The organism is Moritella sp., assembly GCF_013215705.1.
GTDB lineage: Bacteria > Pseudomonadota > Gammaproteobacteria > Enterobacterales > Moritellaceae > Moritella.
The window spans coordinates 1-24373 of record NZ_JABSQR010000015.1 but is presented as its reverse complement, the minus strand read 5'-3'; the positions used below and the strand labels follow the sequence as shown (position 1 = coordinate 24373).

Sequence of the window (24373 nt, the reverse complement as noted above, 5' to 3'; positions counted from 1 at the left end):
ATGGCGTCGACCATCAATAAAAAGCTGACTAGACCGAGTTATCTGCAACGATTCACCCTGTCGTTTAGCCGAGATAGCGCGCTACTGGCCAGTATTTTAATTATCTTAACCTTGTTAATGGGCTTTTTTATTGTGGCGCCTATGCTCACAATGTTTGCCAAAAGTGTCCAGGATGTTGATGGTGACTTTATTGGATTAGCCAATTTCACCGCCTATTTTGCCTCCAGTGCCATGCTCGCCTCGATTGCCAATACCGTGACAGTGGGCTTGATCACCACCGTTATTGTTGGGGTGATGGCATTTAGTTATGCGTATGCATTAACCCGCAGTTGCATGCCATTTAAAACCTTATTTCAGATCATTGGTTCGGCACCGATCTTAGCGCCATCATTACTGCCGGCACTGAGTTTAATTTATTTATTCGGTAATCAAGGCATTGCCAAGGAGCTACTCGGTGGCGCATCGATTTACGGTATTGTTGGTATCACTATCGGGCTGACATTTTGGACCTTTCCCCATGCATTAATGATCTTAACCACAGCATTACGTACGTCCGATGCCCGCTTATATGAAGCCGCGACCGTATTAAAGAACCATCCGGTAAAAACATTTTTCATGGTGACGCTACCAGCAGCAAAATATGGCGTGATCAGTACTTTAATTTTAGTGTTTACCTTGGTGGTGTGTGATTTTGGGGTGCCGAAAGTGATTGGCGGCAGTTATAACGTATTAGCAACGGATATTTTCAAACAAGTGGTTGGTCAGCAAAACTTCGCCATGGGTGCCGTAACCAGTGTATTACTATTATTGCCTGCGGTACTGGCGTTTGTGGTCGATCGCCGAGTGCAACGCAAACAGCAAAATTTATTTAATTCCCGCTCTGTGGCTTACATACCCAAACCAGATAAATTACGTGATGGTGTCTGCTTGTTGTTCTGTAGCACGATTGCCTTGGCGATCATCGCTATTATTGGCATGGCCATATACGCGTCATTCGTGACATTTTGGCCATGGAACTTAACCTTAAGTTTTAACAATTATAACTTTAGCGAAGTGAGTACCTATGGTTGGACGCCTTACTTTAACTCACTGACATTGGCGATCTGGGTGGCGGTGTTCGGTACAGTGATCATCTTTATTGGTGCTTACGTTATCGAAAAAGGCCGTGGTTTTGGTCCTATTCGTCAGCTACTGCAAATGATCACTATTATTCCAATGGCAGTACCGGGGATCGTATTAGGTTTGGGTTATATCTTCTTTTTCAATGATATAAATAATCCACTTAATGGTTTGTATGCCACCATGACATTACTGGTGATTAATACCGTGGTGCATTACTACACCGTCGGTCACATGACCGCATTAACGGCGTTAAAACAATTACCGGCAGAGATAGAAGCGATTTCAGCATCGATAAAAATGCCACAGTACAAATCATTCTTTGTTATTACCCTGCCAATTTGTACGCCTGCGATTATGGATATTGCCGCCTATTTGTTTATCAATGCGTTGACCACCACATCAGCCGTGGTATTTTTGTATGCGACCGATACCATTCCAGCATCAGTGTCAGTATTAAACATGGATGATGCCGGACAAACGGGTTCTGCGGCAGCGATGGCGGTGATGATCTTAATCACCGCGGCTATTGCTAAAGTGATTCATTTAATTGCGGCATCGTTTATCAATAAACGAACTCAAGCTTGGCGTCAACAACATTAATAACAGGCCATTTATACTGCCCGGCAACAAACATCGCTAGGCAGCCTAGTCGCAATTTGTTCGACATTAAATAAATAAACTAGCATCAGAGGCTTTTGTGCAATACCTAAAAATTAAAGAAGACATCCTACAGCAAATCGAATCGGGATTATTAACCTCAGGACAAAAGCTAACGTCAGAACGCAAACTTGCAGAGGCATTCAATACCACTCGCGTAACACTACGCGAAGCATTGTTTTTATTGGAATCTGAAGGTCGAGTATACCGTGAAGACCGTCGCGGCTGGTTTATTTCCCCAGCACCATTACGTTATGATCCGACCAATACCACCAATTTTCACAACCTAGCGCTAAGTCAGCAACGTATACCAAAAACAGAATTAATCAGTGCCAGTATGGTGCCCGCCGATAAACATATCGCCCAGCTATTACAAATAGCACCACAGACTGAAGTGATCCGTATTCATCGGGTGCGTTATTTAGATGAACGCCCGGTCGTACTCGTGACTAATTATGTATTACCTGACCGATTCCCTCATTTACTCAGTCATGATCTGTCAGCGTCATTAACCGATATTTATCAACAACACTACGATACGCTTTATCAGCGCACCCATTACCGAATCCGTTCATCATCATTGGTCGCAGATACCGCCACCCCTTTACGTGCGACGTCAGGTTGCGCTGCCATGTATATAGAACGAGTTAACTATGATCAACATGACCAATTACTCGATTGTGATCTGGAGTATTGGCGCCATGATGCGGTAACGATTGAAGCACAAGCCATTCGCCAAAAATAAATATTAATAATAAACCATGACAATGATTAGCCGTATATGCAAGTATCAGAAATAACAATTTAAAAAGTGAAATAGGCTGTACTTTGTCAATGATTAGAAATAATGTAACATATCAATAAAGGTCGACTAATATAGTCGTAGAATAGCCTATGCGTATATGCATATTTAACACTCTAAATGATAGGAACTTTATCCATGGAATATCTTGAAAAATTACTCCAGCAAGCCCCTGAGATTGCCGCCATTTACGGCACAAAAATATTGTTAGCGTTAGTCATTTTCATCGTCGGTAAATACCTTGCTGGCGTAATGAAAAAAATGACCTCAAAATTACTGCTAAAACGTGATATGGATAAAACAGTAGCCTCTTTTATAAGTAACATGGCATGGGGTGTAGTATTTGTATTTACCGTCATTGCCACCCTTAGCCAGTTTGGGGTGCAAACAGCCTCTCTGGTAGCGATTGTCGGTGCCGCTGGTTTAGCCATCGGTTTAGCTTTGCAAGGTTCACTTTCCAACTTTGCCGCGGGTGTACTTATCGTTATCTTCCGTCCTTGTCGCATTGGTGATTACATTGAAGCTGCGGGTGTAGCAGGTACAGTTGATGAAATTACTATTTTCTCTACACGTTTAATCACACCGGATAACAAAGTGGTGATCGCACCGAATGCCGCAATCATGGATGGTACAATTACTAACTATTCTGCATTAGGTCAACGTCGTTTAGACCTTGTGGTTGGCGTATCGTATGACGCAGACATTAAGCAAACGAAAGCGATCTTAATTGACGTTATAAAAAACAACGAATTTACCCTACAAGATCCAGAGTACACAGTTGGTATCCTAGAATTAGCGGATTCATCAGTAAACTTCGCGGTACGCCCTTGGGTTAAAACTAGCGATTACTGGGGTGCTTACTTCAGCATGCAAGAAGAGCTTAAACTTGCACTTGACGCGGCTGGTATTGCGATCCCTTATCCACAGTTAGACTTGCATGTACAAGGTAATCCAACACCACCAGCAAGCTAAGTTTTACTGATAAATAATGTAGTGATAAATAATTTTTTATTGATTATTTACTATAAACAAAAAATGGGAGCCAAATATAGCTCCCATTTTTATTCCTGTTCATCTTTATTACAGTCCACCTTTGCTACGCGCTATAATATTCAAAGGTCACGACGTTCAAATAATGGCCCTTCTTTAAAGCTATACCCGCTAATATGACTGTGCGGTAAACTGCCCATGGCTTTGCCAAACTGACGTTTATCTAAATTAATGAGATTCATGTGATCGCCCGATTCAATGAATAATTGCTCCTGTTCGAACAATAAGTCGTCCACCAGCATATCCATACCATAGATCTGCCCTAATGATGGTATTGCCCCCGGTTCACAATCCTGAAACAAGGTTGATAATTCATGCTCTGCCAATAGATAATATTGTTTACCCGTTTGCCGATTAATTTCACCAATCAAGACATGCTTATTTGACGGCACCACCGCCATTAAATAATCACCACCAATGTCGCGTAAAATCACCGCTTTGGCGACTTGTGAACTGGACACATGTGCCGATAGTGCCGAATTAAATGAACTTGCCGTGTGACGATGTTTAACTAAACTAAAATCGATATTGTGACTTGCCAAGAACTGGCCAACTTTGGTTGCCATACTCATTTCAACCTCCATAAAATACTTTTATCTACAAGCAAAGTATGGAAGCTAAATCGCCACAACGCGAGTTAATCAGGTAATTATTTAGGCAGGCGCGCACCTGCGTTTATGCGGTATTTACGCTGTTTGTAAGCCAGCAACATAATCGCCAATAGCGCATAAGCAAAACATTGGATTAACAACTGCGTTTGAAAATGTCTGACCATCTCAAAATCCGCGCCCATCTGGTTTAATTGCAACAAACCTTGGATCGCGGCAGTGCTTGGGAATAATTGCGATACCGTCACCAGCCAAGCGGGTATCTCACTTATCGGCCAAATAAAACCACTGCTAAACAATACCGGCATTGAGCTAAATAAAATCACCTGAGTTGCGGTTTCAGCTTGGTTATACAATTGCCCCAGCGCCACGCCAAGGCAGACAACCGCCAGTAAGAACGGCACTAATAGTTTGATAATATCCCACGCCGCCGCCAGTCGATTAACCCCGTACATATCCAATGCAAAGCCAAAGTAATACAAACTAAACACCAGATACAAACTGAGGAACACAAAGCAACGCGCCAGTAACAATAATGTCGGTGATGCGGTTAACCAATAACCTTGCTCTTTCGCCCGTGAACGTTCGTTTTGGCCACCGGATAAAATGCCGCTTACAATTAATAATGTTTGCTGCAAGATCAAAATAAACACCGCGGGGACCACATAATCCAAATAACCGTTCCGTTGATTAAACACAGGTTGTAGGTTTAACGATGCCGGTTGCCACTGCTGCTTGGCTAACAACATATTCTCTTTATCAACCGTTAATCTCACCACTTTAATCTTCGCAGATAAAGTGCCACCCGCTTTAAGGATCCCCGATGCAATGGTCGAATAAGTCATAAAATAACTGGCATCACCGCCCAACGATAAAGTTACGGCCTTCTCCATATACAGATCACGGCGGAAATGTTCAGGAATAATCAAAAAACCCTTAGTCGCCCCTGTCTCAATTAACGCTTCAGCTTCCTTTACCGAATTAACTTGGCCAGTAATATGGGTATCAGGAGTAGCATTGACCATGCGTATTAACTCACGGCTCATCGAACTGCGATCATAATCAATCACCACAATTTCAACGTTTCTTGCTACCTGTTGAGAATACGGCAGTGGATACAAGATCGAGTACATAATAATGCCACCAAACATGGTCAATAAAATACTACGGTCAGCAAAAATACTTTTAATTTCGAGTACGACTAGCGCCAAGAATTTATTCATCGTCATGCCCCGTTGATATCGTGTTGTTGTCAGTCACAAGCGCGTTATCGCGATGGCTTTTGATTCGATATATCGCCACCACTAACATCAATATAAATAACCCTAGTGACGTTAATTGTGGTAACAAGGTCATAAAGTCTTGCCCATAATTAACTTGGCCAATTTGCAACTGCATATAATGTGTAATCGGTAATAACGAACGCCATATTAACGCTAATTGCGGCATACTTTCGGCGGGAAATGTCACCCCCATAAACGCAAAAGCAGGGGCGGAATAAGCGGCGCCCATGCTAATGGCCTGGGTAAGATTCATCGTCAACGTAAAAATAAATAATGCTACCGCTTGACCAGCTAATACCCCGGTGACCAGAATTAACAATAAATAACCCCAGTTACCATGCATCGGCATACTTAAGTAACCGTAAAAGAAACTCAAGAATAGCAAACCATGCACCACAGAAAGCAAGGTATACGGCAGCAATTTACCAATTACAGCACTGACGACAGCACCATCTGCGCGTTGAAACCAGCTATTTTGAGTATTATTTTTGTATTCCAACCCAAATGCTAACAACACCGATACGAGGATAAAAATTTGCCATAACGCTGCGACAGCGGCGGTCACTAAAAATGGTATGTAATTAGTCGAAACATTGTATAACGGGTTAATCTGGGTTGAAATTGGCGCAACAGCACCTTTAATAACCGCCAAATTACCCCCACTGGCCAAGGTTTTAACCGCATCTATTTTCGCCGTAAACGTGGCAAAAGTTTTTACCATATTCGACGATACCAGCTTACCAATTAATACATACTGGGCATTGTAGAAGGTAGTGACTTCTGGCGTCATCGCTAAGTAAGTGTGCTTTTCAAAGTCACGCGGAATATACACCACGCCATACACCTCACCACGTTGCATTAACGCTTTACCTTCGCTAAGGTTAGTCAATTGCGTGGTCACCGCTAACGCTGGATTGGCATCAATATAACGCACCAAACTACGTGATAAACGGCTGTGGTCTTGATCAACAACAGCGACCGCCAGATCACGCGGGATCCCCTGCGAAAAAATAGCGTACACCAGCAACATGCAGATAATTGGTAACCAAGTCACCAGTGATAATTGCCATTTTGACGCCAATATTAGCTGGATTTCTCGCAGCCAAACCGCCTTGATCTGGGTAATGAATAAACGCATCATCAAACCAACTTACTGCGTTGTCGCTGACGGCGCCAGCTCAACTAATACGCTCATACCCACTCGTAGATCGGCAATCGGGTTGACGGGTCTTGCTTCAATTTCAAAGGTACGTAAATCAAACCCTTTCGCATTGTCGGTCGAACGCCAAGTCGCATAGTCTCCCATCACCGCAAGATGTGACACTTTATATTGATACGTCCCATCACCCAATGCCGGAATACGCGCCGTTAATAACGTGCCTTTTTTCAAGCGTGGTAATAAGTCTTCACGAATATTAAATACCGCCCAGCTATCGTTAATATCAACAACACTAACCACAGGAAAACCGGTCGGTGCAAGTTCACCTTCTTTCAATAAGATCTGTACCACTTCACCATCGCGCAATGCATATTGCTTGGTGTCTTTGGTATAAGACTCCATTTCAGCCACCACACCTTCCGCCATGCGTTCTTGCTCAATAGCAGCTTGTTTAGTTTCTTTACGCGCACCCTCTTTCGCCATTTGATAAACTTGGTATGCCGAATTTTGCGTATATCTAGCGGCTTGCCACTTGGTATACACTTCATCGCGCTTCTGCTCTGGCAATACCCCGTCTTTATAAAGGTTATCCACTCGCTGATAGGTTATCTCCATCAACTGCGTCGCTGCTTGGGCTTTTTTCCATTGGTCGTTAGCCGCAATAATTTGCTGTTCACGGGCACCGATTTCGGCTTGTGCACGCATTGCACCGGCCGCGGCACGAGCGGCTTTGGCCTGCGCTAATTTAGCGTCTAATTCAGGGCTTGCCAGTGAGAAAATTAATTGTCCTTTGCTCACTAGTTCACCTTTTTTCACGTCTACCGAAGCAATACGTCCCGGGATCTTAGAAGACACATTATATTGCTCGGCTTCAATCTGACCTTGTAACAATATATTCTTCGGCTCATAAGCACGATTGAATTCAACGGCCAGCCAGCCGATCACCGTCAACGCGACTACTGCAATGATGCCTGTTTTAACATTACTCATTTATTTAACCTCGATACCATTGATTTGTAGATAGTCCATAAAGCGATCGATATCGCCACTAACAGATAATAATTGTGCAAGTGATTTCACATAGTTATAGCTCGCAGACAGACGCTGAACACGAATACTGGTGGCATACAATTGGGCATCTGCCACTTCCAGTGATGTTGATAAGCCTTGGCTAAACGCCTTTTGGCGCAGTACCACGGTTTCTGCTGATAACGCTTGGCTCGATGCCAGCGAGTTATATTCCTCTAATGCTTGGGCCATTTCCGCATAGGTTTTTTCGACCAAGATGGATAGATCTTGCTGCATTTGCATTTGCAATAAGTTCACCTGACGTACCGAACTTTTGGCGGCAACCACTTCTTGTGACGTACCAGAACGATCCATGAGCGGAATACGGATACCGACGCCAACCATCCATTCTGGTAGCAATTCACCGGTCGCAGAATCATCGGCATATAAGTTATAATTACCGTACAGCATCACTTCGGGTAAATGCTTGGCCGAGGCCATGTCCACCATGCCTTTCGCTTGTTCTCGCTTGGCATTTAAGATGGCTATACCGGGGTGGTCGGCTAACGTTTTAGTTAGATACGGCGTAACCGAGTTGACACTGTTATTCACAAACAACGGCGTAGTCGGTAATACCGATTCTTGCTGCTTGAGCATCTTGGTTAACGCCAGCTTGGCAATCTCGAAATCACGAAATGATTTCTGTGCTTCTATTTGGGCTTTATCTAACGACACTTGCGCCATCAGGCGCTCGACTTTGGCTATCTGGCCTTGTTGCTCAAACTTCACCGCATGATTAAGGTGAGTGGCTAATGCATCCACAGCGCCAAGACGTACTTGGTAGACTTGTTCGGATAACACCACCCCAAAATAGTACTGCACTAACTGAGTAAAGGTCGCCCGAGTGGCTAAATTATAATTGCTTTGGGCTTCATCCACTTGTGCTTGGCGAATGTCTTGCGCCGCGGTAATGCGACCACCAGTATAAATCGGTAATACCGCATTCAATGAAGAATGAGCAAAGTTCTGATTGGTTAATGGAAGATTTGGAAGTTGAAATGACTGACCAAAAAGTTCAACTGCAGGCAGTTCTGCTACTATTGGCTTATCAAAATGGGTATATGAACCAGTAATATCGACATTGGGTAAATACAGCGACTTCGCCGCATCCTGCAATGCTTGTGCATATTTCACTTGTTCTTTCTTTGCCTGTAGCGCATCATTTTTCTGTGCCACTTGATACCAAGCTTCAGAAAAATCGATAGCCGCAGCTTGCACATTACAACTCAATGTAATGGCGGTAATAATGCCATAAAAGACTGTTTTCATATTTATTCCTAAAATCACGCTGTTGTGGCATAGCCGATTAACATCAATTCAGCAACTAAACTATTAATATCAAGTAATTAAACCACGAAGGGCATATTTTAAAATTACTGTAAACATAATCACGTTGATACTATAACAGTCAAGAATAGAGCATATACTCTACAAATAGCGTGCAGAAGACGACAATGTTAACCAAAAACGCATACTAACGCATAAATTTGTCGAGTACTATGCCAGCATCAGCCTAATTTAAGTCAGTCCTCAGCAATACCCCCGATTAATGCTGTGCCTCGGCCCTGCTCCGCACAATTAAACGCGGATATTTTCATTTAATTACCATATAGCGATGGTGTCTTATGGCTTAGATGCGTACAATTACGCCCACGAAATAACGGAGAGAAAATCGATGCCTTGGATCCAATTAAAAATTAATGCTAACGAAGAAACAGCTGAGAAGATAGGTAACATGCTATCTGGCGCAGGAGCAAGTGCTGTCACATTCATGGACTCACAAGATTCGCCTATCTTTGAACCACTGCCTGGTGAAACGCTGCTATGGGGTGATACTGATGTAACCGGTCTGTTTGATGCAGATAAAGACATGCAGCCGATCTTAGCTTTCTTAGCCAAAACCAAGGTACTAGGTTCAGATTTTCGCTACAAATTAGAAATACTCGAAGATAAAGACTGGGAACGCGAATGGATGGAAAACTTCCACCCAATGCAATTTGGCGAACGTTTATGGATCTGCCCAAGCTGGCGTCCAGTACCGGATGAAAATGCGGTTAACGTGATGCTTGATCCCGGTTTAGCATTTGGTACTGGTACCCACCCGACGACCGCGTTATGCCTAGAATGGTTAGATGGCCAAGACCTAACCGGCAAAACAGTAGTCGACTTTGGTTGTGGTTCTGGCATCCTCGCCATCGCGGCACTTAAATTAGGAGCTAAGCGGGTGATCGGTGTGGATATCGACCCACAAGCTATCTTAGCAAGTCGTGATAACGCCGAGCGTAATGGCGTTGCTGACCAAATCGAATTGTACTTACCAGCCGATCAACCCGACGGTATCAAAGCAGATATCGTGGTTGCCAATATTCTTGCGGCACCATTGCGTGAACTCTCAGGGCTTATCATCAGCTTCTTAAAACCAGGTGGTAAACTAGCATTATCCGGTATTTTGGATCACCAAGCAGCAGAATTGAACGAAATCTATCGTCAACACTGCATCATGGATGAACCAACACTGAGTGACGAATGGGCACGCTTAAACGGCCAAATTAAATAATATTTGCCATACAGGGTGATCTACATAAGCAAATGTAAAACTAGGCTTGTGTAGAAAAACTAACCAGTAATTACGTAAAAAACGTGCGATCAGTAATTAATCAGGCTAAAATGCAAGCTATCTTAAATTTTAATTCAACCTGAGTGAAAATTGAATAATAAGCCATTTAGCTGGATTATCTGTTGTTATAATTTGATTTAGAGGTGTTTTTTTTATTATTTAATGATTTCAACTAAAAAAATATTCAATAGTCTAATTATTAACCTTTTAACTCGGGTGAAAACTGCGTAACATACGCCGCCTTAGAGCAAATGAGCCACCACAGATGAAAATAGGTCCTTATCTTCTGGATAACCAATTATTCTTGGCTCCTATGGCTGGTGTTACTGACCGTCCTTTCCGTCAACTTTGTCGTGATTTGGGTGTAGGTATGGCCGTGTCAGAGATGTTATCGAGTAACCCTCGAGTTTGGTCTTCAGAAAAATCGCAACAGCGCATGGATCATGCTGGCGAAACCGGGATCCGTTCTGTGCAGATAGCAGGCGCAGATCCAGCGTTGATGGCAGCAGCCGCGCAGCACAATGTAAAAAATGGTGCGCAGATCATTGATATCAACATGGGTTGCCCGGCGAAAAAAGTAAATAAAAAAATGGCGGGTTCTGCATTGATGCAACATCCGGCTCAAGTGAAGCTGATCTTAGATGCCGTGATAAGCGCTGTCGATGTACCAGTAACACTAAAGATACGTACCGGTTGGGATCTTGAAAATCGCAACGGTATACAGATAGCTGAAATCGCCGAGCAAGCTGGAATTCAAGCCCTCGCGGTTCATGGTCGTACTCGCGCTTGCCTGTACAAGGGCACGGCAGAATACGACACTATAAAAGCGATTAAAGCTAGCATTAGCATTCCTGTGATCGCAAATGGTGATATTGATAGCCCAGAAAAAGCTAAACAGGTACTTGAGTACACAGGTGTAGACGGTCTGATGATCGGACGCCCAGCTCAAGGCAATCCTTGGATTTTTCGGGAAATAAATCACTATCTTAAAACAGGTGAAAAATTACCCGTGCCAACTGCTGATGAAGTTCGCCGAGTCATTTTGCAACATGTCGAAAACCTACACCAGTTTTACGGTGAGTTTAAAGGCGTTCGATTTGCGCGCAAACACGTCGGTTGGTACATACAACACCAGACTAATGGTGTTGAGTTTCGTAAAAGCTTTAATGCATTGGACAGTTCTGCGGAACAAAACTTTGCATTAATGAAATATTTTGATGATTTAAGCTAACGAGAAGAGCAATATATGTTTGAACAAAATCTGGCTCCTAGTGCCTTAACAACTTCTGCAACCGTGCAACAAGCTGAGCAAATTGTACAGAAACCATTACGTGATTCTGTCCAACAAGCACTACGAAATTATCTTGCACAATTAAATGGCCAAGATGTAGAAAATCTTTATGACTTGGTATTAGCAGAAGTTGAAGCGCCAATGCTAGATATCATTATGCAGTATACTCGCGGTAACCAAACCCGTGCAGCTGTGATGATGGGCATCAACCGTGGTACTCTTCGGAAGAAACTAAAGCGTTACGGCATGAACTAAGCGTTTGGCCTAAACCTAATGTAATAAAAAGCCAGTCCCGATTTTTCAGGACTGGCTTTTTTTATACCCAAGCTACCTCAAGATGCAGCATTTTGAAGTAACTTGGGTACCTATCGCAAAAATGATTCAGCACTAAGCACTGAATTACATTTTAGGGGTTAATACTTGGTAGACATAGTCCGGCAGATCCGCGCTCAGCTTAACCGCAAGTCGCTGCTCTAATAATTGCTCGCTTTGCGCCGAGATCTTAAATGGCCAGCGTTTATTGGCAATACTACTGTGACCATCCATCACAGTTAACACAACGTTGCCACGTAACCAATACCACGCCTGACGTTGTTCTACAGCACCTTTCTCTAAGGTTAATACTAATTTGTATTGGCTATCATCTTTAAGCTGTACACCCACTTCAGCGGCTCCGCCTTGCAAAGCTAATAACGCTTGCTCATCGCTTGCTGACGTCGCAAATGATAATGCCGCTAAGCGAGTTTTGATCATCTGAGTTAAGGTTTCTACCGAATATGCCACATTGATATCATTCCCCGTCACCACACGTAGGTTATTATTATCATTTAAGCGTGTTATTTGACGCTCACGGGCACTTTCTAATGCACTAAGGGCAATCAGTGGGTTTGGCGCTTGTTGCTCGGCATACTTCACTGCAGCGCTGGTTTGTTCATCTGCCGCGCGTATTGATTGCATGAATAATGCCGCGGCAGGCGCTTTCTTCATCACCGCCAGACTCGACTGCTGGCCCGAAACCGGATCCTGCCAACGTTCGACAATACCGGTGCCTTGCAGTACTTGCTGCGCTTGGGTATTTACAAAGCGTGATAAGGTTTGTTTGTTCTCAACCTGACGAATGGTACTGCCACTGGCATTACTTTGGCTGATACTGGCTTCGCTAAAATCAATGCTTTCATCCGCAATCGACACTTCAAAAATTTTAGCTAAATTAGCCAATGCGCGATTATCGGCAACACTGCTGGTTTTCGCTTGACCAGACGCGGTCAAATAAACATTGGCAGGATAGTGAACATCTGCGCCATCTAACCAAGTTGGACGCTCTGGGATACTGCTACATGCACTCAGCAAGATGGCTGCGACAGAAATTAAACTGGTGGAAAATAATTTTTTGATCATATGGTCGTGTCCTGTAACAAACCGTGACTTAAGCACTCGCCCAGATTAAATCATTGGGCAAGCCGCTCATGAATAACTAAGGTGATAACGGGCGGTAGGCTTTTTTAGCCGCACTGGAATAAAACAGTAACACGGTTTTCCCGGGTTTTAATAACAAGGGTTTAGGATCCACAGTGACCGCCGTTGGCACATTGCCAATATTGGTCATCGCGATTGACACTGTGCCCATCGTATCGGCCGCATTATCTAATTGTTCATTCGCCAATGCGGCATCCGCTATCGCGACATTTGATTGCGGTAAACTCAAGCCGTTATCAGACTCAGTCGCATTATTCGCGAGCTCATCGGTGAGGCTTACTGTTGCATTCACTAATGCTGGTACGACTGACTCTGGCGCGGCTAATACAGACGTTATCGGCGCGATATCTGTCACCGATAAACCTCGGGTCAGACTCGGCTGCAGTAAATAATAAGTACCCGCGTCAAGTGTTAAGCGTTGCACTTGAATACTAGCCGGTAACATATTCCAACTGCGCACGTCCGCCATTTCGCTGAGCATAGTGGTAATATTCAGTAACAAGGTCGCTAATCCGCCCTCATCCTTTTTTTGTACTTCGTGCAATGCGGTTTGCTTGATAATAACCCGTGCTAAGGCCGCCGCATAGATCGCAGCTGATTCGGCATCGAGATCGGCACGCGCCAATACATTCACATCGTCAAAAATTTCAGTTTCAGCGGTTTTACCTAACACAGTAAAACGCCAAGGCGTCGGTTTGACATAGTTTTGCGCATAATAGGGTAACGCTAAGGAAATATTATAACCCAAACTTGGTTCATAAATACTGAGGTAACGCTGTTGCTTCGCTGACACCACCCCGCCCCAATAAACTAAAACCAATTGACTTTTATTGCTATCTAACGCCGTTACGTCATGATCAAATTCGGTCACATATTTATCATGTTCCGAGCTGAGTCCCAACTGTCTCGACGCGAGCAATAAGCTGTCTTGCAATACACGGGGGATCGACAGTTTAGTGGTTTGCATTACTTGGTAAGCTTGGCGATAACTGATCATGGCATTATCTGTTTCATCGCCGAATTCATACACCAAGCCCCCCAGATAATAACTACTTGCGACTAATCCTGACAGTCCGCTATTCGGTAAGCTTTTGGCTAACTCTTGCATTTGCAATACTTCAACCCGCGCCCCATCCAGATCATCTTCCATCAAGTAAGATAAGATCAATAATTGCTGTAATAACATCCGTTCACTGGCCGTGCTGGTATAACTGCGTAAGGTTTCATTGACCGTGATCGCACCAATGTTTTCGCTAATACTTAGCGCTTGCAGTTGATTAATTTCCGTTTTCGCCGCCTGCAATTCATTAATACCACCCGCAAAATCACCATTCACAGCACGTAATAACCCGAGTGTCAGTTTGTATTGCGCCAGATCGCGCTCTGGGTAGTCCCGTTGCGCAACTTCGGTCAATACTTGACTGGCATTACCGTTATCTAATGTTTGAGCCAAATCATTAAGCTGATGCTGCTGCAATGAACAACCTTGCAATAAACTAAACCCAATAATAATGATGAGATAACGACGCGAACGTAACAATGTTAATACAGCTTTCATCACGACCTATTAATAACGTAGTTTACCGTTAGACACGAGTTTCTTCAGTTTCTTCTGGCCAACCCATACCTTGCGGTTATCCGCTAGGCTGATGAGGCTTAAATCAACTTGGTAATAACGTACTTGCTCGCTATCCGCAGTATCAATAATGGTATTGATCTGACCTTTCAAAATAAAGTCTGCGCCTTGCTCTTGACCAGCCGCATTACGCGTTGATTCCGTTGAATTTAAGTCTTGATCAATACGTTCTTCACGGATCTCGTTACGTTCATCACTGGATGCCACAAACTCGACACGACCGCTATTAATCAGTTCGCGTTCCATTTCGTTAACAAAGGTTTTGGTATTAATGTGTTCATGACTTAAGTTACGTACAGTACCGATAATAACAGCCGGTGCTTTACCGGTTTTGGCAGTGAAATTGCTATACCAAGGACGTGCTAACACATCACTGATCATTTCCTGCGCCACCATTTGTGAATCAGTGTCGTTCCACGCACCACTTAAATCGACAGTTTGGCCCGCATCAATACGCTCTACCGAGGTACTACAGCCAGCTAATAACGTCGATACTAAGATCGAACCCAATACTAATTTAAACAACTTATTCATTGACAGTTTCCTTCCTAAATTTAACTACTTCAATTCATGAATGCCTAAATAATAGCATTACTGCTTTGGCGTTAATGCAGTCGCACGCTTGATTGCCGCGTCCAGATCAGCCAGGTCTAATTCAGCAAAGGCATAAATATCGCCATTATCTGGATTTTTCCAACGACCAATAATTTTTACGCCATTGAGTGCTAATTTTGTTTTCGCTTTAATTTCACGTTCCACATTGGCGCTGATCTCACCATTGGCCGCCGCGGTATAATCCGCCTGCATTACATCAACCGATATCGCTAGGATACGCGCAACTTCGGCACGTGCACGGTTATCAGCGACAGATTTTTGTAAGGATTGGTCAGCAATGCCATTTGACATGCCCACACCGTGTAATAAACGCCCAGAATCATCATCGACAGTTTGCGTACCGATATTCACCCAATCTGGTGCACCACTAATATCAAGGTTACTTTCAATGTTAGTTTGACTTGAACACGCTGATAATAAAGCCATTATGCCGGCGGCCACGGTCATTTTTAACGCTGCTATTTTCATGATTAACTTATCCCTAAAAAGTGTTTAGATATTATAATTTTAAATAGTATAAAACCAAATCAACTCGCGTCATCCATTCGCAGTTATAAAAAAACCAGACTAACTACCGATAGTCTGGTTTATGTTCATCAAATTTACCCATTTAAGTAACTATGACAACTAAAACATCAAATAGTTATGACTTATATCGCATCCATTTGATCTAATGGCCAACGCGGACGTGCAATGATCTCTAAGCTGTCATCACCACCGTGACGTAAACGTTGTAAACCGGCATACGCGATCATCGCGCCATTGTCAGTACAAAACTCAATACGCGGATAGAAAACTTCACCGTGTTGCTGCTCCATCATCTCGGCTAATTTAATGCGTAAGTATTTATTAGCACTGACACCACCAGCAACCACCAGCCGTTTAATGCCGGTTGCTTTGATTGCTCGTTTTAGCTTAATTGAAATGGTATCAACGACAGCGTCTTGGAATGCAAATGCAATATCTGCACGGGTTTGCTCATCAACGCCATCGGCACCCGCTTCTTCTGCTAATTTCTTTTCTTTGGCAATGGTATTCGCCGCAAATGTTTTTAGCCCTGAGAAACTAAAATCTAAACCGGGGCGGTCCGTCATGGGACGCGGGAACCGATAACGCCCTGCGACCCCTTTATCAGCCAATGCCGATAAACGAGGTCCACCTGGATAATCTAAACCCAATAATTTGGCGGTTTTATCAAATGCTTCGCCCGCAGCGTCATCGACCGATTCGCCCAGCAATTCATACTGACCAATACCGTCAACACGGACAATTTGCGTATGACCACCCGACACCAGCATCGCTAAGAACGGAAAGTCAGGGGTATGCTCTTCCAGCATTGGCGCTAACATATGACCTTCCATATGGTTAATACCTAATGCCGGAATATCCCACGCATAAGCGATACTACGGCCAACTGTAGCTCCCACCATAAGTGCACCAACCAATCCCGGCCCTGTGGTATAGGCAATGCCGTCGATATCATCTTTCGTACAGCCCGCTTCGGCCAGCGCCGCTTTAATCAGTGGAATAATTTTACGCACATGGTCACGTGACGCTAATTCCGGTACTACACCGCCATAATCGGCATGCAGTTTTACTTGGCTATAAAGTTGATGAGCCATTAGCCCTTGTTCATCACAATAAATTGCAATGCCGGTCTCATCACATGATGTTTCTATTCCTATTACGCGCATTTTATTCATTCACCTTATGTATGACAGCCCAATAGTACCTGCGCTATACTTATTTCTCCAGCGCCAAATTATTGCGCTTTACATTTAATCGTGTTCTAGAGTACAATTCGGCACCATTTTTGTAGAATTTCTATAAAAATATTTTAGGTTCCAGATAACTTGGAACCATTAAACCTATAAGTTGGAAGCAAACATGCCAGTAATTAAAGTACGTGAAAACGAACCGTTTGACGTTGCACTACGTCGTTTCAAACGCTCTTGCGAAAAAGCAGGTATCTTGTCTGAAGTACGTCGTCGTGAGCATTACGAAAAACCTACTACAGTTCGTAAACGTGCTAAAGCAGCAGCATCTAAGCGTCTAGCTAAGAAATTGTCTCGTGAAAATGCACGTCGCGTACGTCTATACTAAGATCTATTAGTATAACTACTGTATGCATTTTAGGCTTATCCCTCAGAACAAGTCTTTGACTTAACCTGCTAAAGATAACGCCTATTAACAAGCCGTGAACTCCTAGAGTCACGGCTTGTTTGCTTTTCAAAACTCATACAATTTATTACCCTAGTCTTATAACGATACCAGTACATAACTGATTTATTCACCATAATGAGTCACGTATTTTCTGTAATTGTTACTGTCATTGCAATTAGCAATCATCTTCATACTCATTAGTTAGGTACATATGGCCGGTAGAATACCTCGCGACTTTATCGATGGCTTGATAGGTCGAGCTGATATCGTGGATATCGTCGAAAAACGCGTCAAGCTGAAAAAAGCAGGGAAAAACTACCAGGCTTGCTGCCCGTTCCATAATGAGAAAAGCCCTTCTTTTACAGTCAGCCAAGATAAACAGTTCTACCACTGCTTTGGCTGTGGTGCGCACGGTAACGCCATCGGTTTCTTAATGGAATACGACAACCTTGAGTTTGTCGAAGCCATTGAAGATCTGGCCAGTTTTTACGGTATGGAAGTACCCAGAGAAGAAGGCGGTACACAGGGGCCAACGGCGCCTGAACGTAAAGATTATTACGAGCTATTAGAAAGTGTCACGCGCTTCTATCAGTACCAGCTAAAAGAACACCCAAACAAACGCGTCGTTAATGATTATTTAAAGCAGCGCGGATTGTCTGCCGAGGTCATTAAAAAATACGCCATTGGTTATGCTGCCCCCGGTTGGGACAACGTATTAAAACGTTTTGGCCGTGACAAACACACCGAAGATCAATTGCTCACCACCGGTGTATTAATTGAGAATGAAGGTCAATCACGTCGTTACGATCGTTTTCGTGAACGGGTGATGTTCCCGATCCGTGATAAACGTGGCCGCGTCATTGGTTATGGTGGTCGAGTACTGGGTGATGAAAAACCCAAATACCTGAACTCACCCGAAACGCCGATCTTCCATAAAGGCAAAGAGCTTTATGGATTATACGAAGTACGCCAAGCGTATAAAGAGATCCCACAAATTGTGGTGGTTGAAGGGTATATGGACGTAGTGGCCTTGGCGCAGTTTGGCATTGATTATGCTGTGGCGTCATTGGGTACCTCAACGTCTGGCGATCAGATGCAGACCTTATTCCGCAATACCAGTCAAGTGATCTGTTGTTACGACGGTGATAAAGCTGGGCGTGATGCGGCATGGCGCGCACTCGAAAACGCCCTGCCGCAGTTGCGTGATGGTAAAGAACTCAACTTTGTATTTTTACCTGACGGCGAAGACCCAGATTCATTAGTCCGCCACCAAGGTAAAGATGCACTGGAGCAACTGTTTAAAGAGGCCCAGACCTTACCGGACTTTTTATTTAGTCGCTTAAGCCAAAATATCGACACCCTGACCGACGCAGGACGCAGTAAATTGGCTAGCCAAGTCAAACCCCTGATTGAAAAAATGCCGGACGGTTTCTATCGTGGTATCGTATTAAAGAAGTTGGCTCGATTTTTAGGCTGGGATGAAGCTAAGCTAAATAAACTGTTTACCAGCATTGCAACAGCGAAACCAACCAAAAAAGCAATCCAAATAACGCCAATACGTCGTGCTATTGGATTATTATTGCAAAATCCGCACATTGGTTTTAACCTACCGATATTCGATGATTTGCCGCAATTAAAATTGCCTGGCATTAATATCTTATTAAAATTGTTAGCACAAACAAATAGTAGCGATCAAATAAGTACCGCACAATTATTAGAATATTGGCGCGATACACCAGAGCAGAAAGCACTGATAAAGCTGGCAGTTTGGGATCATGGCGCAGATGACGCCATTGAAGCCGAATTTTTCGATACTTTATTTGTTCTTTCAACCCAAGTCATCGAACAACGTTTCGGTGAACTACAATTAAAATCAGCCCAAGGTGGTTTAACTAAATCTGAGCTTTTGGAGTATAAAAGTATTTTAGATGAATTAAAATCATCATAATGGCTTGAAATGTGATCCATTAAACCCCATTTACAGTACTAACAAAAAGAGCCGAACTAAATCGTCTCAGAACACTGAGTTGAAAGCTTTCGCTTAGTATAACGAGATAACCGTTGTATTAATGCGCATTTTAACCACAATAATTACACCAATAAGTAGAAAAAAGCACCGTTTAGCACTATACTGCTTTGTTTGCGCAGTGCTTTTGCGTCTGTATCTTTGAACCACGTCACCGGAGTGGAAGTATTCTATGGAATCCCCTCAATCACAATTAAAACTTCTTGTCGCTAAAGGTAAAGAACAAGGTTACCTAACTTATGCAGAAGTAAATGATCATTTACCACAAGATATCGTGGATTCAGATCAGGTTGAAGATATTATTCAAATGATCAATGACATGGGTATTCAAGTGCTAGAAACAGCACCTGATGCAGATGACCTGTTGATGGCAGAAAATACATCAGCACCTGATGATGATGCCGCCGAAGCTGCAGCCGCAGCGCTTGCTTCAGTAGAATCTGAGATCGGCCGAACTACCGATCCAGTGCGCATGTACATGCGTGAGATGGGTACCGTTGAGCTATTGACTCGTGAAGGCGAGATCGTCATTGCTAAACGTATTGAAGAAGGTATCTATGCGGTACAAACTGCCGTAGCAGAATACCCAGAAGCAATTAATTCGTTATTAGCTGAATATGACAAATTTCTGGCTGAAGAATCACGCTTAAGTGACATCATCACGGGTTTCATCGATCCAAATGCAGACGATGTAGCACCAACAGCAACACATATCGGTTCTGAAGTTACCAAGAAACAAAATGAAGCTGGTAATACTGATGATGACGAAGAAGAGGAAGAAGGCAACAAAGGCCCGGATCCTGAAGAAGCAGCTGAAAAATTTGCCGAACTACGCAAACATCACGCAGCATTACTCAAAGGCATTAAAGACCACGGCTTAGAACACCCGAAAACACGCCTACACGTTGAAATGTTAAGTGAAGTATTCCGTACTTTCCGTCTGGTCCCAAAACAGTTTGATCGCATCGTTAATAGCATGCGTCACATGATGGATCACGTACGTGTGCAAGAACGTCTTGTGATCAAGATGTGTGTTGAACAATGCAAAATGCCAAAAGCCGCTTTCGTCGAAGCATTTGCTGGCAACGAGACTGACTTTACTTGGTTCGAAAAAGCACAACAATCTGCGGCACCTTATGCGCAAGCATTACAGCGTATCGACTTTGACGTACGCCGTTGTATCAACAAATTAAAGTTAGTCGAAAATACCACTGGTCTGACTATCTCACAGATCAAAAACATCAACCGTCGTATGAGTATTGGTGAAGCGAAAGCCCGCCGTGCGAAAAAAGAAATGGTTGAAGCGAATTTACGTCTGGTAATTTCGATTGCCAAAAAATACACCAACCGTGGTCTACAGTTCCTTGATTTAATCCAGGAAGGTAACATCGGTCTGATGAAAGCCGTAGATAAGTTTGAATACCGTCGTGGTTACAAATTCTCGACTTACGCTACATGGTGGATCCGTCAGGCGATCACCCGTTCTATTGCTGACCAAGCACGTACAATCCGTATTCCAGTGCATATGATTGAAACAATCAATAAACTGAATCGTATTTCGCGTCAAATGCTGCAAGAGATGGGCCGTGAAGCAACGCCAGAAGAATTGGCTGAGCGCATGATGATGCCAGAAGATCGTATTCGTAAAGTATTGAAGATTGCTAAAGAGCCAATCTCAATGGAAACACCTATCGGTGATGATGAAGATTCTCACTTAGGCGATTTCATTGAAGATACCACGCTTTCTTTACCCGTTGACGCTGCTACAAAAGATAGCCTTAAAGGCGCGACAGACGACGTACTAGCTGGCCTAACCGCCCGTGAAGCGAAAGTGCTGCGTATGCGTTTTGGTATCGATATGAATACTGACCACACACTTGAAGAAGTGGGTAAACAGTTCGATGTAACGCGTGAGCGTATCCGTCAAATTGAAGCGAAGGCATTACGTAAATTACGTCATCCTAGCCGCAGCGAACAGCTACGTAGCTTCTTAGACGAATAATTGAGCAGTTAGCAGGTTCCTTGTCTAAGTTATTGAATATAACCTAGACATGCAGAAAGTATGCTTATATACTTTCTGCATCTTAAAGCGTCGTAAGAACGTTTGAAAGATCAGGGCCCTTAGCTCAGTTGGTTAGAGCATCCGACTCATAATCGGCAGGTCCCCAGTTCAAGTCTGGGAGGGCCCACCAAATTTTTGATTGAAGACGTCCTCGGACGTCTTTTTTTTCATCTGAAGAAAATGAAATCAATGATTTACGTCACAGCTCAATCCATTAGCGTCCATAGCCATTTTCTAACATCCACGTTTTAATGTACCATTCCATGTACCAACACTATTCTGTGTAAATTCCGGTGGTACATCATGGCTAAAAAAGTTGCTCCTTTAACGAATACAGAAGTTAAACTGTCTAAACCTCGAGATAAAGATTACACCCTATCTGATGGTGACGGATTACAACTAAGGGTTAAAACTACGGGTTCAAAACTGTGGATCTTGAAATATTCCCATCCTATTAGCAAAAAAAGAACAAATATTAGTTTTGGTAAATATCCGGATGTATCTCTTGCCGATGCTAGAAAACGAAGAGCAGATGCTAAAAAGCTCTTAGCAAATAATATTGATCCCAAAACGCATAAAGACGAAGCTCAACAAAAAGATAGAGATGACCTAGAAAATACATTTGGAGTCTTTGCTCTAAAATGGTTTGTTTTGAAACAACAAGCAGTGGAGCCTGAAACTGCCGAAAAAGCTTATCAGTCATTACAAAAACATATCATCCCCTCTCTAGGCAATACACCGATTCAACATATTAAACCAATGCCTGTAATTCGTATTCTTGAACCAGTAAAAGCCAAAGGTAATTTTGAAACAGTAAAACGTTTATGCCGTATCATTAATGAGGTCATGAGGCTTGCAGTTGCGTCCGGTCACATTGAAGTTAATTACCTTTCAGATATTACTAAGCTATTCCCAGCAGCCAAAAAACAACACATGGCAACCATTGAGCCAGATCGTTTACCAGAGCTTATGCAACGACTTTACAGCGCTAACATAACTCGAACTACACGTTGCCTCATTGAATGGCAACTGCATACCATGACACGCCCCATAGAGTCTGCCACGGCTAGATGGGATGACATAGACCTTGATAAAGGTACGTGGATAATTCCTGCTGAACGAATGAAAATGAAAAAACCACACACGATCCCTCTTACTAAGGAAACGTATGCGATATTAGAAGTAATGAAACCGATTAGCCAGCATCGAGAATTCGTTTTCCCTAGCCACCGAGATCCAAGAAAGCACTCAAATAGCCAAACAGCTAACATGGCTTTAAAGCGTATGGGCTTTGCGGGGGAATTGGTTTCACATGGTTTACGTGCATTAGCCAGTACAACGCTAAACGAACAGGGCTTTGATCCTGACGTTATTGAAGCTGCATTAGCTCATATAGACAAGAATGAAGTAAGACGTGCTTATAACCGCTCTGAATACATAGAACGTAGAAAAAAACTAATGAACTGGTGGAGTAACCATATTGTTGAAGCAGCAAAAGGGAATTTATCAGTGGCAGGGCAAAAAGGATTGCAGTTGGTAAGTTGATGCCTGTTATCAAAATAAAGTGTCAGCTAGTTACACTAGTATATATCTAACACTAGCTGCACTTGATATTTTAAATAAAACTACAAAATTAAAATAGATAATTCGTATTTTTCTTAGCAAAAAACCAATCGACAATAAGCCGTCTTTACGGCTATCATAACAATCCAAACTAATTCAAGCGATCACGAACTCTCACTTCTTCAATTTGTTATTTGACTAATATTTTCTCATGCATGTAAAGTGCCCATAGAATCGAGAACGGATCATTTGATTGTAAGACTTGAAAAAGAAGCCATTATGTAACTATGGAGATAATATGTTTGATAAAACTAAAAGCTACGCTAGAAAAGAGATACAAGAATTGGTCGGAGGTGAAATACAAACATATTTGCCTCAAAAAAATAAACGCATTCTAGCTGGTTGCTTTAATCGTGAACTTAACCCTGATTGTCCTAGTCAAGTTCAAGCAGGGAATGCCGGTAAAGTGACAACCAAAGCGGAGTTACTTATATCCCAACCAGATAACGTATTCCCTGTATTCATCAAACCTAATGAATCATCAAGGCTTTACAAATACATTGGTCAATATAGCTGTTTAGGTGGTACTAATGAACAGAGCGTTTTAGATCAAGCTGAATCAAAATCAGGTCGATATGGCGAACTTTCTTATGTGTTTGATTTACAAGAAGTTGAATAAGAAAGTATTTTAAAAATACCATAGTCCTTTGAAGGATAAGCTCTAAGCTACTTTTTCCAACTACCTTTTACGTATCAAAACTGTAAAAAGGGAAGTTCAGCTGAGTTATTTTATCTATCGCCAGACGGCATAAGGCTTGGCAACTACCCAAACTGGTATTATGGGTAGTACAAAGAACCATTAGCAAGTCAACATTGAGATTTTCCTTACTCCCCCTTTATTATGCATCTGATCTCATTACCAAAACGATCTTAGACTAATAACACAAAGTACCCCACTATGCAGCTAAGCTAGATTTAAAATCATAAGTTAAAAAATTTAGCCTCTATGATTCCTGTTGTTGTATAGGTTGCATTTAATTCAAATAGTTAAAGATGATATTTAGTTTTTCTTCGTATGATGGCATTATACTTTCACATGGCGTTGTTGATCAAATCAGCTAGAGGTTTGATCATCCCCTTTTTATCAAAATCTAAATACTTGTGTTTCTTTCAGG

Annotated in this window: 21 protein-coding genes and 1 tRNA gene; 12 read left to right on the top strand and 10 right to left on the bottom strand. The window is 42.8% G+C overall.

Annotated features, from left to right (window positions below; all coding sequences use genetic code 11):
• From HRT96_RS11450 to HRT96_RS11440, 3 genes are all read left to right on the top strand, one after another.
• Positions 1–1722 (top strand): putative 2-aminoethylphosphonate ABC transporter permease subunit, encoded by a 1722-nt coding sequence (locus HRT96_RS11450; RefSeq protein ID WP_293156501.1) that lies wholly within the window; start codon positions 1–3, stop codon positions 1720–1722.
• Between the two features lie 97 nt (positions 1723–1819).
• A complete protein-coding gene (gene phnR / locus HRT96_RS11445) occupies positions 1820–2524 on the top strand; it encodes a phosphonate utilization transcriptional regulator PhnR (protein ID WP_293156499.1) in 705 nt (234 codons plus the stop codon).
• A gap of 195 nt (positions 2525–2719) precedes the next feature.
• Positions 2720–3553: a mechanosensitive ion channel domain-containing protein gene (locus HRT96_RS11440; protein ID WP_293156497.1), complete on the top strand. Its 834-nt coding sequence runs from the start codon at positions 2720–2722 to the stop codon at positions 3551–3553.
• Between the two features lie 140 nt (positions 3554–3693).
• On the opposite strand, the gene HRT96_RS11435 is transcribed toward HRT96_RS11440, so the two are convergent.
• The 5 genes from HRT96_RS11435 to HRT96_RS11415 all read right to left on the bottom strand — a co-directional run bounded on the left by HRT96_RS11435 (position 3694) and on the right by HRT96_RS11415 (position 9018).
• Positions 3694–4203, bottom strand: coding sequence for an aminoacyl-tRNA deacylase (locus HRT96_RS11435; RefSeq protein WP_293129801.1), 510 nt, complete (start codon positions 4201–4203; stop codon positions 3694–3696).
• 77 nt (positions 4204–4280) lie between these two features.
• Positions 4281–5462, bottom strand: coding sequence for an ABC transporter permease (locus HRT96_RS11430; protein ID WP_293156495.1), 1182 nt, complete (start codon positions 5460–5462; stop codon positions 4281–4283).
• Complete coding sequence (locus HRT96_RS11425; protein ID WP_293156493.1) at positions 5455–6663, bottom strand: ABC transporter permease; 1209 nt, start codon at positions 6661–6663, stop codon at positions 5455–5457. The genes HRT96_RS11430 and HRT96_RS11425 overlap by 8 nt, the downstream gene beginning before the upstream one ends.
• 9 nt (positions 6664–6672) lie before the next feature.
• Positions 6673–7671, bottom strand: coding sequence for an efflux RND transporter periplasmic adaptor subunit (locus HRT96_RS11420; RefSeq protein ID WP_293156491.1), 999 nt, complete (start codon positions 7669–7671; stop codon positions 6673–6675).
• Positions 7672–9018 carry a TolC family protein gene (locus HRT96_RS11415; protein WP_293156489.1) on the bottom strand — a complete coding sequence of 449 codons (1347 nt, stop codon included), beginning with the start codon at positions 9016–9018 and terminating at the stop codon, positions 7672–7674.
• 406 nt (positions 9019–9424) lie between these two features.
• Here HRT96_RS11415 and prmA point away from each other — a divergent pair, with 406 nt between their 5' ends.
• The 3 genes from prmA (at position 9425) to fis (ending at position 11912) form a co-directional block, all read left to right on the top strand.
• Complete coding sequence (gene prmA / locus HRT96_RS11410) at positions 9425–10306, top strand: 50S ribosomal protein L11 methyltransferase (RefSeq protein WP_006032372.1); 882 nt, start codon at positions 9425–9427, stop codon at positions 10304–10306.
• Positions 10307–10631: 325 nt separating this feature from the next.
• Entirely contained in the window at positions 10632–11597 is a 966-nt protein-coding gene (dusB, locus tag HRT96_RS11405; RefSeq protein WP_293145542.1) for a tRNA dihydrouridine synthase DusB, read from the top strand.
• Between the two features lie 15 nt (positions 11598–11612).
• The gene (fis, locus tag HRT96_RS11400) at positions 11613–11912 is read left to right on the top strand and encodes a DNA-binding transcriptional regulator Fis (protein WP_006032374.1); all 300 of its coding nucleotides are present in this window, start codon (positions 11613–11615) and stop codon (positions 11910–11912) included.
• 144 nt (positions 11913–12056) lie between these two features.
• On the opposite strand, the gene HRT96_RS11395 is transcribed toward fis, so the two are convergent.
• The 5 genes from HRT96_RS11395 to tsaD all read right to left on the bottom strand — a co-directional run bounded on the left by HRT96_RS11395 (position 12057) and on the right by tsaD (position 17078).
• Positions 12057–13055: an LPP20 family lipoprotein gene (locus HRT96_RS11395; RefSeq protein WP_293156487.1), complete on the bottom strand. Its 999-nt coding sequence runs from the start codon at positions 13053–13055 to the stop codon at positions 12057–12059.
• A 76-nt stretch (positions 13056–13131) separates the two neighbouring features.
• A complete protein-coding gene (locus HRT96_RS11390) occupies positions 13132–14691 on the bottom strand; it encodes a hypothetical protein (protein WP_293156485.1) in 1560 nt (519 codons plus the stop codon).
• 9 nt (positions 14692–14700) lie between these two features.
• Positions 14701–15303, bottom strand: coding sequence for a penicillin-binding protein activator LpoB (locus tag HRT96_RS11385; RefSeq protein WP_293156483.1), 603 nt, complete (start codon positions 15301–15303; stop codon positions 14701–14703).
• Positions 15304–15360: 57 nt separating this feature from the next.
• Complete coding sequence (locus HRT96_RS11380) at positions 15361–15852, bottom strand: LPP20 family lipoprotein (RefSeq protein ID WP_293156480.1); 492 nt, start codon at positions 15850–15852, stop codon at positions 15361–15363.
• Between the two features lie 182 nt (positions 15853–16034).
• Positions 16035–17078 carry a tRNA (adenosine(37)-N6)-threonylcarbamoyltransferase complex transferase subunit TsaD gene (tsaD, locus tag HRT96_RS11375; RefSeq protein WP_293156477.1) on the bottom strand — a complete coding sequence of 348 codons (1044 nt, stop codon included), beginning with the start codon at positions 17076–17078 and terminating at the stop codon, positions 16035–16037.
• Positions 17079–17271: 193 nt separating this feature from the next.
• On the opposite strand from tsaD, the gene rpsU reads away from it, so the two are divergent.
• The 6 genes from rpsU to HRT96_RS11345 all read left to right on the top strand — a co-directional run bounded on the left by rpsU (position 17272) and on the right by HRT96_RS11345 (position 23877).
• Entirely contained in the window at positions 17272–17487 is a 216-nt protein-coding gene (rpsU, locus tag HRT96_RS11370) for a 30S ribosomal protein S21 (RefSeq protein WP_006032380.1), read from the top strand.
• 271 nt (positions 17488–17758) lie between these two features.
• The gene (gene dnaG, locus HRT96_RS11365) at positions 17759–19495 is read left to right on the top strand and encodes a DNA primase (protein ID WP_293156474.1); all 1737 of its coding nucleotides are present in this window, start codon (positions 17759–17761) and stop codon (positions 19493–19495) included.
• A gap of 250 nt (positions 19496–19745) precedes the next feature.
• Positions 19746–21575: an RNA polymerase sigma factor RpoD gene (rpoD, locus tag HRT96_RS11360; RefSeq protein WP_293156471.1), complete on the top strand. Its 1830-nt coding sequence runs from the start codon at positions 19746–19748 to the stop codon at positions 21573–21575.
• A gap of 113 nt (positions 21576–21688) precedes the next feature.
• Positions 21689–21765: transfer RNA gene (locus tag HRT96_RS11355), tRNA-Ile, on the top strand.
• Positions 21766–21938: 173 nt separating this feature from the next.
• Positions 21939–23180 carry an integrase domain-containing protein gene (locus tag HRT96_RS11350; RefSeq protein ID WP_293156468.1) on the top strand — a complete coding sequence of 414 codons (1242 nt, stop codon included), beginning with the start codon at positions 21939–21941 and terminating at the stop codon, positions 23178–23180.
• A gap of 316 nt (positions 23181–23496) precedes the next feature.
• Positions 23497–23877 carry a DUF6697 family protein gene (locus tag HRT96_RS11345; RefSeq protein WP_293156465.1) on the top strand — a complete coding sequence of 127 codons (381 nt, stop codon included), beginning with the start codon at positions 23497–23499 and terminating at the stop codon, positions 23875–23877.
• The last annotated feature ends 496 nt before the right edge of the window (positions 23878–24373 follow it).

Bases quoted from the DNA above. Each gene is read 5' to 3' on its own strand.
- HRT96_RS11450 (WP_293156501.1), top strand. From the start codon at position 1: ATGGCGTCGACCATCAATAAAAAGCTGACTAGACCGAGTTATCTGCAA.
- HRT96_RS11440 (WP_293156497.1), top strand. From the start codon at position 2,720: ATGGAATATCTTGAAAAATTACTCCAGCAAGCCCCTGAGATTGCCGCC.
- HRT96_RS11435 (WP_293129801.1), bottom strand. From the start codon at position 4,203: ATGAGTATGGCAACCAAAGTTGGCCAGTTCTTGGCAAGTCACAATATC.
- HRT96_RS11430 (WP_293156495.1), bottom strand. From the start codon at position 5,462: ATGAATAAATTCTTGGCGCTAGTCGTACTCGAAATTAAAAGTATTTTT.
- HRT96_RS11425 (WP_293156493.1), bottom strand. From the start codon at position 6,663: ATGATGCGTTTATTCATTACCCAGATCAAGGCGGTTTGGCTGCGAGAA.
- HRT96_RS11420 (WP_293156491.1), bottom strand. From the start codon at position 7,671: ATGAGTAATGTTAAAACAGGCATCATTGCAGTAGTCGCGTTGACGGTG.
- HRT96_RS11415 (WP_293156489.1), bottom strand. From the start codon at position 9,018: ATGAAAACAGTCTTTTATGGCATTATTACCGCCATTACATTGAGTTGT.
- prmA (WP_006032372.1), top strand. From the start codon at position 9,425: ATGCCTTGGATCCAATTAAAAATTAATGCTAACGAAGAAACAGCTGAG.
- dusB (WP_293145542.1), top strand. From the start codon at position 10,632: ATGAAAATAGGTCCTTATCTTCTGGATAACCAATTATTCTTGGCTCCT.
- fis (WP_006032374.1), top strand. From the start codon at position 11,613: ATGTTTGAACAAAATCTGGCTCCTAGTGCCTTAACAACTTCTGCAACC.
- HRT96_RS11395 (WP_293156487.1), bottom strand. From the start codon at position 13,055: ATGATCAAAAAATTATTTTCCACCAGTTTAATTTCTGTCGCAGCCATC.
- HRT96_RS11390 (WP_293156485.1), bottom strand. From the start codon at position 14,691: ATGAAAGCTGTATTAACATTGTTACGTTCGCGTCGTTATCTCATCATT.
- HRT96_RS11385 (WP_293156483.1), bottom strand. From the start codon at position 15,303: ATGAATAAGTTGTTTAAATTAGTATTGGGTTCGATCTTAGTATCGACG.
- HRT96_RS11380 (WP_293156480.1), bottom strand. From the start codon at position 15,852: ATGAAAATAGCAGCGTTAAAAATGACCGTGGCCGCCGGCATAATGGCT.
- tsaD (WP_293156477.1), bottom strand. From the start codon at position 17,078: ATGCGCGTAATAGGAATAGAAACATCATGTGATGAGACCGGCATTGCA.
- rpsU (WP_006032380.1), top strand. From the start codon at position 17,272: ATGCCAGTAATTAAAGTACGTGAAAACGAACCGTTTGACGTTGCACTA.
- dnaG (WP_293156474.1), top strand. From the start codon at position 17,759: ATGGCCGGTAGAATACCTCGCGACTTTATCGATGGCTTGATAGGTCGA.
- rpoD (WP_293156471.1), top strand. From the start codon at position 19,746: ATGGAATCCCCTCAATCACAATTAAAACTTCTTGTCGCTAAAGGTAAA.
- HRT96_RS11350 (WP_293156468.1), top strand. From the start codon at position 21,939: ATGGCTAAAAAAGTTGCTCCTTTAACGAATACAGAAGTTAAACTGTCT.
- HRT96_RS11345 (WP_293156465.1), top strand. From the start codon at position 23,497: ATGTTTGATAAAACTAAAAGCTACGCTAGAAAAGAGATACAAGAATTG.